This window comes from Methanophagales archaeon, assembly GCA_021159465.1.
Lineage (GTDB): Archaea > Halobacteriota > Syntropharchaeia > Alkanophagales > Methanospirareceae > G60ANME1.
In genome coordinates this window covers 1-11,266 of sequence record JAGGRR010000074.1, presented here as the reverse complement: position 1 = coordinate 11,266, position 11,266 = coordinate 1, and the positions used below count along the sequence as shown (strand labels likewise).

Annotated in this window: 16 protein-coding genes; 6 read left to right on the top strand and 10 right to left on the bottom strand. The window is 45.1% G+C overall.

The genetic code is table 11. From position 1 onward, the window contains the following. The coding region (locus J7J01_04000) for a hypothetical protein (protein ID MCD6210045.1) at positions 1 to 487 on the top strand (487 nt) is incomplete at its 5' end. A gap of 88 nt (positions 488 to 575) precedes the next feature. Here the strand turns inward: J7J01_04000 and J7J01_03995 are convergent. Next, the gene (locus J7J01_03995) at positions 576 to 1,166 is read right to left on the bottom strand and encodes a methyltransferase (GenBank protein ID MCD6210044.1); all 591 of its coding nucleotides are present in this window, start codon (positions 1,164 to 1,166) and stop codon (positions 576 to 578) included. 87 nt (positions 1,167 to 1,253) lie between these two features. Here J7J01_03995 and J7J01_03990 point away from each other — a divergent pair, with 87 nt between their 5' ends. Further along, positions 1,254 to 1,751: an Lrp/AsnC family transcriptional regulator gene (locus J7J01_03990; protein ID MCD6210043.1), complete on the top strand. Its 498-nt coding sequence runs from the start codon at positions 1,254 to 1,256 to the stop codon at positions 1,749 to 1,751. Between the two features lie 30 nt (positions 1,752 to 1,781). On the opposite strand, the gene J7J01_03985 is transcribed toward J7J01_03990, so the two are convergent. From J7J01_03985 to J7J01_03975, 3 genes are read right to left on the bottom strand one after another with little or no spacing between them, the layout of a single operon-like run. Further along, positions 1,782 to 2,684 carry a hypothetical protein gene (locus J7J01_03985; protein ID MCD6210042.1) on the bottom strand — a complete coding sequence of 301 codons (903 nt, stop codon included), beginning with the start codon at positions 2,682 to 2,684 and terminating at the stop codon, positions 1,782 to 1,784. Between the two features lie 15 nt (positions 2,685 to 2,699). Then, positions 2,700 to 3,317 carry a hypothetical protein gene (locus J7J01_03980; GenBank protein ID MCD6210041.1) on the bottom strand — a complete coding sequence of 206 codons (618 nt, stop codon included), beginning with the start codon at positions 3,315 to 3,317 and terminating at the stop codon, positions 2,700 to 2,702. A 24-nt stretch (positions 3,318 to 3,341) separates the two neighbouring features. After that, a complete protein-coding gene (locus J7J01_03975) occupies positions 3,342 to 3,527 on the bottom strand; it encodes a methytransferase partner Trm112 (GenBank protein MCD6210040.1) in 186 nt (61 codons plus the stop codon). Between the two features lie 139 nt (positions 3,528 to 3,666). Between J7J01_03975 and J7J01_03970 the strand changes: the two genes are divergently transcribed. Beyond that, a complete protein-coding gene (locus J7J01_03970; protein ID MCD6210039.1) occupies positions 3,667 to 4,443 on the top strand; it encodes a coenzyme F420-0:L-glutamate ligase in 777 nt (258 codons plus the stop codon). A gap of 95 nt (positions 4,444 to 4,538) precedes the next feature. Beyond that, positions 4,539 to 5,051 carry an ArsR family transcriptional regulator gene (locus J7J01_03965; GenBank protein MCD6210038.1) on the top strand — a complete coding sequence of 171 codons (513 nt, stop codon included), beginning with the start codon at positions 4,539 to 4,541 and terminating at the stop codon, positions 5,049 to 5,051. Between the two features lie 90 nt (positions 5,052 to 5,141). Here J7J01_03965 and J7J01_03960 read toward each other — a convergent pair whose 3' ends face one another. From J7J01_03960 to J7J01_03935, 6 genes are all read right to left on the bottom strand, one after another. Continuing rightward, positions 5,142 to 5,534 carry a CBS domain-containing protein gene (locus tag J7J01_03960; GenBank protein MCD6210037.1) on the bottom strand — a complete coding sequence of 131 codons (393 nt, stop codon included), beginning with the start codon at positions 5,532 to 5,534 and terminating at the stop codon, positions 5,142 to 5,144. A 154-nt stretch (positions 5,535 to 5,688) separates the two neighbouring features. Further along, on the bottom strand, positions 5,689 to 6,867 hold the full coding sequence (locus J7J01_03955; protein MCD6210036.1) for an FAD-dependent oxidoreductase: 1,179 nt from the start codon (positions 6,865 to 6,867) through the stop codon (positions 5,689 to 5,691). An 11-nt stretch (positions 6,868 to 6,878) separates the two neighbouring features. Beyond that, a complete protein-coding gene (locus tag J7J01_03950) occupies positions 6,879 to 8,078 on the bottom strand; it encodes a redox-regulated ATPase YchF (GenBank protein ID MCD6210035.1) in 1,200 nt (399 codons plus the stop codon). Between the two features lie 3 nt (positions 8,079 to 8,081). Continuing rightward, a complete protein-coding gene (locus tag J7J01_03945) occupies positions 8,082 to 8,354 on the bottom strand; it encodes a UPF0147 family protein (GenBank protein MCD6210034.1) in 273 nt (90 codons plus the stop codon). A 104-nt stretch (positions 8,355 to 8,458) separates the two neighbouring features. Next, positions 8,459 to 8,608, bottom strand: a complete 150-nt coding sequence (locus J7J01_03940) for a hypothetical protein (protein ID MCD6210033.1) — start codon at positions 8,606 to 8,608, stop codon at positions 8,459 to 8,461. Between the two features lie 38 nt (positions 8,609 to 8,646). Continuing rightward, positions 8,647 to 9,024: a hypothetical protein gene (locus J7J01_03935; protein MCD6210032.1), complete on the bottom strand. Its 378-nt coding sequence runs from the start codon at positions 9,022 to 9,024 to the stop codon at positions 8,647 to 8,649. Positions 9,025 to 9,198: 174 nt separating this feature from the next. On the opposite strand from J7J01_03935, the gene J7J01_03930 reads away from it, so the two are divergent. After that, positions 9,199 to 9,846 carry a bifunctional precorrin-2 dehydrogenase/sirohydrochlorin ferrochelatase gene (locus J7J01_03930; protein MCD6210031.1) on the top strand — a complete coding sequence of 216 codons (648 nt, stop codon included), beginning with the start codon at positions 9,199 to 9,201 and terminating at the stop codon, positions 9,844 to 9,846. Then, positions 9,827 to 11,188 carry a glutamyl-tRNA reductase gene (locus J7J01_03925; GenBank protein MCD6210030.1) on the top strand — a complete coding sequence of 454 codons (1,362 nt, stop codon included), beginning with the start codon at positions 9,827 to 9,829 and terminating at the stop codon, positions 11,186 to 11,188. Before J7J01_03930 ends, J7J01_03925 begins: the two co-directional genes overlap by 20 nt. Positions 11,189 to 11,266: the final 78 nt, after the last annotated feature.

Below are 11,266 nucleotides of genomic sequence, written 5' to 3'. Positions count from 1 at the left end.
TGGATGGCTGGATGGAAATGATTCAACCATTTTAAAGGAGCAGGTGATACAGTTCTACAATAGAACTGGCGGTCCTTCTGGAAAGGTGATTTTGTACGGGGTAAGCGGGGGGTTGAAGATTATGACCCACCTCCTACGGGTTCTGATGGGCTACTTGAATAACACATTGAAAACTGGCAAATATGAAGTGCGCTGTGATGACCCGAGTTATGGCTGCAATGTAACTAATATCACTGTCAGTTCCGTAGACTTGAAGTTAAAACTGCAAAAAGGGACCAAAACCGTGAGCAAGGTTGCACAGGGCACTCATATCAGGATAAAATTTATTGGTTTAGACCCGAAGGAGCACGATGGTGTTACGTTGAAAGTGACAGACCCAGTGGAAATCTACGGACGTGGAAAATCCCCGACGGAAAAGTCTTCGAGAAGGCCAATATTTCTTATTGTATCTGTTCGCATCAAAAAAGAAAATGTGATAGAACTGTGAAAAAATTCAAGCACAAGGATAGAGAATGGGCAAAATTATTCCCTTCTTTTTATAATCTATTACTAGTGATTTCAAAACGGAGATATTTTTATAGGTTCATTCTGTACAAATCCACAGCTATCTGTTTCTTATCGCGCTTATGGAACCAGAATCTCCTTCTCATGCTAAAAGAGGTGGGGAACCGTAAGATAGAAGTGGGATGTACAAAAGTTCTTAAGAATGGTTCACTACCTGCATTGTGTATGGTATATACAACCGATGCGATTTCAAAAGCCTTCCTCAGGAATGCTCTATCTGCGTGCCTGTTCTTGCGCTGAGCGCCGAAGGGGGGATTCATCACCACTGTGTCACCTCTTGCATGCAACGTTCGTACATCACATCGCCTGAATTTGACCTCAACACCCAGCTTCTGGCTGTTCTCTATCGCTACCTTTATCGCATTCCTGTCACGTTCTATACCTACCACCTCTTTTGCACCCAGTAGTTTCGCACCTATTGCCAGTATCCCATTCCCTGACCCGAGATCATAAACAGTACGATTTGCTATATCCCCGTGCAGGAAAGCGAGTATGAGCAATTCCGCAGCTAATGCAGGTGGGGTGCTATATTGCTCCTCAGCCACCGATGGATTCTCCACATCCTCTAACCGCTCCAGCAGAATCTCCAGTTGCTTCTTCATATCTACCCTAACTTTATACCTATAACACCTGCGTCTATATCTATCTAATTATGTATAGCGTATATTATGGAGTATTATAATAAGGAGATGAAGATAGAAGATAAGCATAGTGAGATATTGAAGATACTGGAAGAGAATGCAAGGCTGAGTGATAAGGAGATAGCGACTCTGGCGGGTTTGAAAGAATCGGAAGTGAAGAGCATCATTGAGGAGCTGGAGACTAAGGGAATAATAAGGAAGTACAAGGCGATAATAGACTATGAAAAAGCTGGTATAGAGGCAGTACAGGCATTGATAGATATAAAAGTCATACCAGAGCGGAGCACCGGTTATGACAACATTGCAGAACGGATATCGAAGTTCCCAGAAGTGAAGTCAGTGCGGCTGGTCTCGGGCGAGTATGACCTCTCGGTGCTGGTGGCGGGAAAGACGATGCGAGAAGTTGCATATTTCGTTGCGGAGAAGATAGCGCCGCTTGAACAGGTTCGTAACACAGTGACGCATTTCTTATTGAAGACATATAAAGAGAATGGCGAGGTGTATGGTGAGGAAGAGGAAGGGCGTAGATTAAGAGTAACACTGTAAGGCTAAGGCTAAGATTAATAGAGCTATAATTCAACCCTCCAGTTTGATTGCTGGTATCCAGTCGTCATACACGTTACCATTGACATCCCGGAACGAGGTACAATTTATGGTTCCATAACGGTTAGTGAATGTATGGCGATGGATTATAAGGGGATAGGAGCCGGTGCGTATAGAGTAGTGGTAAGTGTGATTTGCGATTAGAGAGAAGGAATGGGGGAACTCAATGACGTGCCAATCGCTTTCGCTTTTATCCCTTCTGGCGGTTATGTTCCATGTGTCGTTCCACAGGGTTATTTCTTCCGAATGTCCACATGTGCCCGGGCATGGGTATGTAAAAAGTCTGGATATGTTGTTTATCGTTACAGAAGGCGTGATTGTACCCTCATGAACACCGGGTATACTTGGATAACTACAACTACTGAGAGTGGTGACGAAAGAAGTTGGTATGACTCTTATCCTACCATCAACAGTGATGAACGGCAATTCCTCACCATCCCCTGTCACTTCTACATCTGATAATCTCAGTACGGAGGTCCCGAAGTTGGTAGAGTTTGCAATCAGGGTGACGTAAGCAAATACGCCACGAGATGTGACTCGCTGGTCGTCATTGAAGAAACCGGTTATGGTAACTTTATCGTGCTCTATTATAGATGCGAAGGAGGCTTTCGATTCCGGGAATAACTCTCCTTCTCCTATTACCTTGGAGTCGGGGTAAAAGAGTGAAGGGTCAAAGTGTAGCTCAAGCTTTATACCCTTTATCGGCTCATGTGGTATAACGATTATCTTAACGTTGAGGGTCTCACCAGAACGAACGGTACCCTCAACAGGTGAAACGATGATCACCGTTATGGGTTCAGTATGTATGGGTTCAGTATGAACAGATGAGGCAATTATTAGTATTATTAGCATTAGCGCAGTTGTTGCTATTCTCATATTATCTATTACCCCTTATAGGTTATAGACGACAATGAGGAGGAATAGAGCAGATGCGATGATAGCGAAGATAAAGGGGTGGAAAGAGAGGTTAACAATAAAGAAGGAGAATAAGAACAGGGCTGTTGAGACCAGGGTTACCAGCAGATGGTGGATGAGTTTCTCTTTCTGTGGTGTTACCACTTTTAGTTCTCGCTTCGGCTCCTTTACCTTTACCTTTGCCTTTACTTCCTGATTTACCACGTGCTTCTCTACCCGTTCTTTCTTCTTTTTGTTGTCCTGCTCAGGGACAATCTCAATCATAAAGCTCTCCCTCACCGCACCGTAGCCTGTACTCACAGAGATCTCGCCAAGCCCTGATTCTACATCTGTACCTGCATAGCTCTTCGGTAGTCGCACAATCGCCGCTATTTTCTCCTCATCTATCACATACACCTTGTCCTGGAGGAGCATCACTCTATCCGCTATCTCCTCTCCGAGTGAGAAATGGAGATGCGAAGGTTCGCCATAATTGATGATGCGAATCTCAAAGCTTGTCTCCTCACCAACATTCAGTGGAATCTGGAGTACTTCATGTTCAAACTCTATCGAATTTTCAGCTCTACGGCTGAGATATATCCGCTGCTGTATCATATCATAGATAGCGGTGTGTTCCGTTCATTTGCGCAGGTCAGGAGGTAACAGATTTGGGATGCTATCTTCGATGGGGTATCGCTCATCACAATTGCGGCAGTATAAAAATCCTCTCACTACTTCGCCATTCTCATCCTCATCCTCTATATCCAGTTCCAGATCACCTTTGCATACCGGGCAGGCGAGTATATCCATCAGTTCTTTCTTCATCTTTTCCTCTTTCCTTGCTTTATTTTATTCAGTTCTTATTTACTCTTATTTATATTATAATTATAAATTGCTTTGTTACTTTGTCTTTATTCAGGTGTTAACGCTAACACAACACCAACACAGACACAGTAAGATGGAGATGGCACGTCGGCTGGAAGTAATAGGCATAGAAGGGTTGCCGGAGATAAGAGAAGGAGATGACCTGGTGACGTTATTCATGGATGCACTCGATGAGATGGGAATGGAGATAGAGGATGGTGATGCTATTGTATTCACATCGAAGATAATCTCGAAGAGCGAAGGGCGGGTTGTCTCACTTTCTGAACTGCAAGTGAGTGAAGAAGCTATGAGGATTGCCAGAGATACCGAAAAAGACCCGCGAATCGTTCAGCTTATACTGGATGAGGCGAGAGAACTTGTGAGAGTGGCGAGGAACATGATAATAGTGGAGACGAGGCATGGGTTTATATGTGCAAATGCGGGCATTGATGAATCGAATGTGGAAGAAGATAAGGCGGTTCTGCTCCCTGAAGACCCTCAGGCAAGTGCTACTCAGCTCAGGCGAGCGATAGAGGAGAGGAGTGGTAAGAAGGTCGCTGTTCTTGTATCCGATTCCTTTGGCAGGGCTTTCCGTGACGGTGTGACCGGGATATGCATAGGCGTATCCGGACTTCCGGCGTTGCTGGACCGGCGAGGCGAGCTTGATAGATTCGGGAAGGTTGCGCGGATAACAAAGGAAGCAGTAGCAGATGAGATATGTGCCGCTGCAAATCTCGTCATGGGTGAATTCATAGAAGGTATTCCCATAGTAATAGCGCGTGGAGTGCATGAGCTAGGGCTGGTATCGAAACGAGGTGAAAGTGAATCGGGTATAAAAGAAGTTCTATTCAGCAAAGAGGAAGACCTCTTCAGATGAATGATAGATAAATATAGGATTTAGCCATCTAAGTAATATCTGTTATAGAAATGGTTTCTTATTTATCCTATTACCCATATTTATGATGATGTTGCATGATGCTATTCAAGGCGCTGAGCAGTAGAACAAGGATAGAGATGCTGAAGCTACTGATGAACGATAGCTACCACATATCGGGCCTGGCAAAGGCGCTGGGTATCTCAGTACCAGTAGCAGCAAAGCATACGCGGATTCTGGAGGAAGCGGGACTGATAGAGAGCAAGAAGTACGGGAAGACGCATGTGTTGACTGTGAAGCGTGAGCGATTATATCAGGCGCTGGATACTTTTGGTGAACACCATGAGATAGAAGTAAGCGAAGGCGCCAGTATTCTGGAGGTATTAAAGGCGGTTGCAGGCGTTAAAATAAAGAAAATGGGTGATAAAGAGTTTGTTGTATCAATAGACGGGGAGAAGGGCTTTTACATCTATGAAGTGAACGGTAATTTGCCAGATATGCCAATAAACGAGTATAAAGTGGCGGAAAGTGCGGAGATAGAGATAAAGCGATTAGTGCCGGTACTCAAGAAGAAGGTGAAAGTGAGCGTAAAGAGTAAGGGTAAAAAGTAAGAGGGGTGATAACTATAACTCACTACTCTATCCTATCCGCGTTAAAATCAGCAGATAGCAGATTTTCGCAGTTTATAATAGCTTAGCTGTTCAGAAGTAAAATTCCTTTACGTACTCTGGTTTCCGTGTTAGCATATCTCGAATACTCAGTATCCCTACCACTACGCCTTCATCAACCACTGGCAGCCTCTTTATTCGCTTCCTCGAAGCAAGCTTACATGCTTCCTCCTCTGTGGCTTCCACGTCAATGGTAATCAGGGGCGACGACATAATCTCCTTAGCCTTTACTTCACTTGCACGCTTATCCTTCAACAGTACTTTTAGTGCAATGTCGCGTTCTGTAATTATCCCCACCGGTTTGCCCTCCGCGGTTATCACCACGCTTCCTATACCAAGTTCTTCCATATCTTCCGCTATCTTCCTGACCACCGTATTCTCATCTTCTGTGATGATCGGGCGGGTCATTATCTCTCTTACTTTCATCTCCTTCACTTCACTTCTTCACTACACTTACACTACTACATATTACATGCGCAATGTTTATAATAAAATTTCCTTCACTCTCTTTCATCTCTTATCCTTTATCCTTTATCTTATCTTTACATATCCACCAGCTTCAACAGGAGCTAAGCTAAGGCTAAGCCCTGAACCTCCTCATATAACGATGCTCGATGATCTTCTTTAATCTATAACCGAAGATTGAGAATACCCTACCACCCACGTATATCACTGCGGTATCACCCCCGAGGGATATTATCGCTCTTGGATTCTGTATCGTATTCTTCGGTTTATATCTCTTCAATTTATCACCCCTTACCGTTCTTATTATATTCACCGCTGCTATTTTACCTTCTCGCTCTGCCTCTTCTACATTCTGACCTGAACAGATACCATCATACTCAAAATAGGCATTGTCACCAACTGCAAATACATCGCTCATACCATCTACCCTTAAATAGGGGTCTACTCTTAACCAGCCCCTGACCTTTGGCAGGTTGAGCTGCTCCAGAAGCCTGCCTGGTTTTAAACCCGCGGTCCAGATAAGGATATCATACGGCAGTCTGTGTCTGTGTCCGTGCTGCCCGCTCAACACTATCTCATTATCGTTCACCTCCTCAACCGCCAGCCCGGTCAGTATCTCCACACCTCTATCCATCAATCGCCTAGTTACAAATGATGCGATATTAGGGGTAGGAAAAGCAGGTAATATCCGTGGCATCCTCTCAACAAGGTACACCTGCGCTTCGCTACTCCACTCTACAAGTTCACCGGCAACCTCCACACCGGTTAAACCTGCACCAATGACTGCGATATTGCTATTGCTATTGCTATTGCCCGGCTTGAGCTCATCAAGTGCTTCCTTCGTCTTTACTGCACCTTCCAGGGTATTGATACAATATGACCGCTCCTCAGCTCCGGGAATACCAAAGAAAGCCTGCTCACCACCAACTGCGATCACGAGATAGTCATAGGGTATAGTGCCAGTGCGAGTCTTCACCTCCTTCTCACTGAAGTTTATATCCATGACCTCAGCATTTATGAACCCGGCATCTATTCGATTAGCGAAACTGTACAAATCCGCTGATATATCCTCTGGTGTTACCTTCCCACTCAATATCTCAGGATTCGCAGCCTGATAGTCAAACCTCGTTCGCCGGTCGATCATAGTGATATCAATCCTCATCCTCTTCCTCTTTGACCCTGACTTTGACTTCGACCTCTTCCGCAACTCCTTTGCAACTTCCACTCCCCCAAATCCACAGCCCAGCACTACCACACTAACATTACTACTATCACTATTACTATTACTGCTCATGATGGCTCAGCTTATCTCTGTGCATAGACCACTTTAATGACATCATTATCCTCCAATTCGTATCTCTCGCCCAGTCTTCGCTTCGTACGTGCGTCAATGGCGTAAAGAAAACCCTCACCGATGTCCGAATGTACCGCATAAGCCAGGTCTTTCGCTGTGCTACCACGCTTCATGAGATACGCATCTGGTAGAATCCGACCCGAAGAATCGGTGAACTTATGCTCATCCTCTACTGGATAAGCAACTATGTAGTTTAACAATTGAAATACCACCTGATTTATAATCGCCTGGACACCTGTACTGCCGTAATCATTGATTAAGCTCATTATCTTCTCCAGACCCGCACGTTGCTCAGCAGTAACGGTAGCGGTATGCAATATCTCAAAGTCTGGGTCTCCCGGTAGATATCTGACGAACTTGTGTTTAGCTGCGGTTCTCAACGCGAGTTCAGCCGCTGCGGAACATGGTATTACCGTCTCCCCTTCTCCCTCCAGAGCTCTCAACTTCTTCAGCGCCGCTCGTTGTGCCAGATCAGCTTTGTTCGCTGCAATGACCATCTTTTTACTCAGCTTTATTATCTCCGCACTTAGGCTTTTCAGTGCCTCTTCATCCCACGAGCGGAAGTCATCCGGAATGCGGGAAGAGAGAATAGCAGCCTTTATCTGCTCCTCTGTCACTCCTACACCCGCAAGTTGCTCTGCAATCGCCCGCTCTATCTTCGTACCCTCCAGCTCCGCCTTTCTCGTCAGTTTACGCCAGCTCCTATTCAGTATCATGAAGACCCACATATTCAATTCCTCTTTAAACGCCCTTATATCCTCTATCGGGTCATGACTTCCAACCTGGACAACATTGCCGTCCGCATCAGTTCCACCGGAAGCGTCCACAACGTGAATTATCGCCTCTGCGCGTCTGAGCTCATCGAGGAACTCATTACCCAATCCCCTGCCTTCATGTGCTCCTCTTACCAATCCGGCAACGTCAATGAGCTCAACGGGAATGAAACGAACACCACGGATGCAATTTCCACAGCTACTATCATGCAGTAGCTCTTTACAGGGGCATGGTACACGCACATGTGCAATACCGACATTGGGCGAGATGGTCGTGAAAGGATAAGAAGCTATCTCGACATCAGCGAGTGTAGCCGCCTTAAAAAAAGTGGATTTGCCCGCGTTTGGCTTACCTGCTATCGCTATTGTTACCGCCATTCGTCATTCCTCAACAGAGACAGTTTCTAAGTTGCTTACCACACTCCACAATGCTGTTCTGGCATGCGAAGGTATGTTTGGATTGGTGTTCAGCTCCTCAAGCTCTGAGATCACCGCCGCCGCTCTAATTGCCAGTGACTCCCCGCTATTCAATAACTTATTCTTCAGTACGCCCAGTGACTTCCTTATATTCCGGGGAACTGTAATATCGCTCATCATCTCTTCCAGCATCTCCGTACACTTCTTTATTACTTCTTCCTTTTCTGTATCTTCCATTTCGCACTCATCACCCCCGAGCGAGAAGATATAAAGATATTTTACTTTACTGAATAAATGAAAGAACCCTCGCTAAAATAAATAAAATTGAATTGATTTGATTGCTATTTACGCTTCAGCCTCATATTCTCCAGTAAATGCAGTAGTACCGCCACAACTATTACAAATATCACCCACTCTAAATGCACGTGTACCATGTACATCAAGTCTTCGCCATAATAGTAACCAACGATGTAGCGCGTTACAACACGCATAAGATTCGCTATATATGCAACTGCAATAGCGATAATGATTATCTCCGCTCTACATATTCTATATCCTCGTGTACGCCATCATAATCCCGATGAGGAGGAACAAGGAGTATAAGCTCGAAGCCCGAGCAGGGACCACCGATAACAAAGCTCATATCCTCCACACAATGAAACTTGACTGTTTCTCTTGCGACCACATGGATAGGTATCCTGACCGCTTTTATGATTGCTACAGAGGGTAGTAGTACGAAATACTGGTCAAACAGGTGCAGGTAGTCATATAAGATAAGATGCTGAAGAATAGAAGAAGGAGTGCGATGAATGTCACTGCCATGTAAGTTGCCGAACTTGCCCATGCGACTTATCTCCTCGTTATTTATGTCGTATGCAATGAGCGATATCCCGAGCAGGAAGGTCATGATGTCTCCAGCGTGCCGAGTTGGCTTTGCATGACAACGTTATTAGGAGATGTCTGCTATGACAATAAGAATACCAGCAAACATGTGGATTTTTGACCTGCTTATCACAATACGACTTCACAATAGATGAAAAAAAGCGAAAAGTTTAAGAATCACGAACTTGGATCTTGGTATATGCTCCCATTATATATCAATATCACAGGTAAGAGGATAGCAGTGTTTGGTGGTGGTGAGGTTGCAGCGAGGAAGATACGACAGATTCTGGAGACTTCAGGAGGTGCTGAAGTTGCAATTGAGGTTTACAGTCGTGACTTCACACCCCAAATAAGGGAGTTCGCAGCAGAGGGTAAACTAAAGTGTTTCCAGTGTGATCTGTGGCATGAAGACCTGGAGAGATACCTGGATGGCGCTTTCATGGTTATTATCTGTACCAATGATGAGCCTCTAAACGAACGTATCTTGAATGAGGCAGCCAGGTTCAATGTACTCATCAATTACCGGCATGAAGGTGATGTGTTTATGGGTTCTGTTATAAATAAGCATGGATTCCTGATATCAATCTCCACAGAAGGTCGAGGACCGGCAATGGCGAGGTATATGCGCGAGAAGATAGAACCACTTATAGGAGAGCGGGAAGAGAAGATGCTGTTGATTCAGTCAAAACTGAGGTCGGAATTAAAAGCTACTATTAAGGATGAGACGCATCGGCAGGCGATATTGAACCAGGTTCTGCATGATCCTGATTGCTGGGCAGCGCTTGATGCTCCATTGACAATTGCAGAGGAGCTTATACTAAGGATTATTGGTGATAGATATGCATAAACTCGGCACTTTATTGTTCTCACATAAGAAGTGTAGTGTAGAGGAACTGGAAGAGATAGCTCAGCAGTTGAAGCCGGATTTATTCGCACAGAATCCACAGGTCAGAGGTTATATAATAATAAATACATGTAACCGCGTGGAGGCGTATATTAGTGCAGATAGACCAGCGGAGATTTTAGAAGCGGTAGTTGAGCAGTTGAAGCTGGAGAAGGGTGGCATATTCACAGGTAAGGATGCTCTGGAGCACCTGATGCGGGTTGCTTGCGGACTGGAATCGATGATAGTGGGTGAAGACCAGATATTGGGACAGATAAAGAAGTGCTATCTGGAGAGTAAGAAAGGAGGTAAACTGGATGAGCTGCTGGACCTGGCGTTCGACAGAGCGATAAAGGTAGCGAAGAGAGCGAGGCAGGAAACTCGGATAAACGAAGGGTCTGTTTCTATCGGGTCTGCTGCGGTTGAACTCGCGGAATGCATCACATGGGGACTGGAAGGTAAGAGTATCCTCGTGATTGGTGCAGGTGAGATGGGTACACTAGTAGCGAGAGCGATCTCGGAGAAGAAATTAAAAGCGATGTTCATCGCCAATCGCACGTTTGAGCGGGCGAAACGGCTGGCGGAGGAAGTAGGCGGGCGAGCAGCGAGGCTGGATGAGAATGAGAAGTGGCTATCCTGTTGTGACGTTGCGATTTGCACAACCTCTGCACCCCATTACATCCTGAACTATGAGATGATGAAACGGGTGATGGAGCATCGTAAGAATAGAAATGTACTATATATCATAGATATTGCGAATCCAAAGGATGTAGAGGAACGGGTGGGGAAGATAGAGGGTATTGAGCTATATGACCTCGATAGTCTGTATGAGATAAGTGAGGAGAACATGAAGAAGCGGCTATCTGAGGTTGGGAAAGTGGAGCGTATAATAGAGGAGGAGATAGAGCTATTTAAGAAGATTCTGGCTAAACATCGTGTTGAGCGGCTTATTGGAATGATATACAAGTATGGCGACAGGGTGAGGGCGGAGGAGAAGCAGAAGGCTTTACGCTTCATGAGTACTGGAAGAGACCTGAAGCTGATACTGGATGATTTCTCACATGCAGTACTTGCGAAGACGCTTCATTTACCAACCGAAATACTCAGGCGCTATGTGGTAACGAACTATCTGGATGATGGTGCGTTAGTGGAAGGGGATGGAGAGGGGGGGATGAAAGCGGATTTTGTGGATTTCTTCATAGATGAGCTCGAGCAGGAGTTGAATATCAATATCCAGGATCAGAAGTTACGAAGGAATAACAAGCCCAAGCCAGGCACAAGCAAGCTGTGCAAAGATAAGGATTAACTTAAGCTTAAGTTTAAGCTTAAGCTTAAGCCGGTGCAAAGATAAATAGAAATGCAAGTTGATGAAGACTCCTTTTAG

Coding starts and splice junctions, on each gene's coding strand:
- J7J01_03995 (MCD6210044.1), bottom strand. CDS start 1,166: ATGAAGAAGCAACTGGAGATTCTGCTGGAGCGGTTAGAGGATGTGGAG.
- J7J01_03990 (MCD6210043.1), top strand. CDS start 1,254: ATGAAGATAGAAGATAAGCATAGTGAGATATTGAAGATACTGGAAGAG.
- J7J01_03985 (MCD6210042.1), bottom strand. CDS start 2,684: ATGAGAATAGCAACAACTGCGCTAATGCTAATAATACTAATAATTGCC.
- J7J01_03980 (MCD6210041.1), bottom strand. CDS start 3,317: ATGATACAGCAGCGGATATATCTCAGCCGTAGAGCTGAAAATTCGATA.
- J7J01_03975 (MCD6210040.1), bottom strand. CDS start 3,527: ATGAAGAAAGAACTGATGGATATACTCGCCTGCCCGGTATGCAAAGGT.
- J7J01_03970 (MCD6210039.1), top strand. CDS start 3,667: ATGGCACGTCGGCTGGAAGTAATAGGCATAGAAGGGTTGCCGGAGATA.
- J7J01_03965 (MCD6210038.1), top strand. CDS start 4,539: ATGATGCTATTCAAGGCGCTGAGCAGTAGAACAAGGATAGAGATGCTG.
- J7J01_03960 (MCD6210037.1), bottom strand. CDS start 5,534: ATGAAAGTAAGAGAGATAATGACCCGCCCGATCATCACAGAAGATGAG.
- J7J01_03955 (MCD6210036.1), bottom strand. CDS start 6,867: ATGAGCAGTAATAGTAATAGTGATAGTAGTAATGTTAGTGTGGTAGTG.
- J7J01_03950 (MCD6210035.1), bottom strand. CDS start 8,078: ATGGCGGTAACAATAGCGATAGCAGGTAAGCCAAACGCGGGCAAATCC.
- J7J01_03945 (MCD6210034.1), bottom strand. CDS start 8,354: ATGGAAGATACAGAAAAGGAAGAAGTAATAAAGAAGTGTACGGAGATG.
- J7J01_03940 (MCD6210033.1), bottom strand. CDS start 8,608: ATGCGTGTTGTAACGCGCTACATCGTTGGTTACTATTATGGCGAAGAC.
- J7J01_03935 (MCD6210032.1), bottom strand. CDS start 9,024: ATGACCTTCCTGCTCGGGATATCGCTCATTGCATACGACATAAATAAC.
- J7J01_03930 (MCD6210031.1), top strand. CDS start 9,199: ATGCTCCCATTATATATCAATATCACAGGTAAGAGGATAGCAGTGTTT.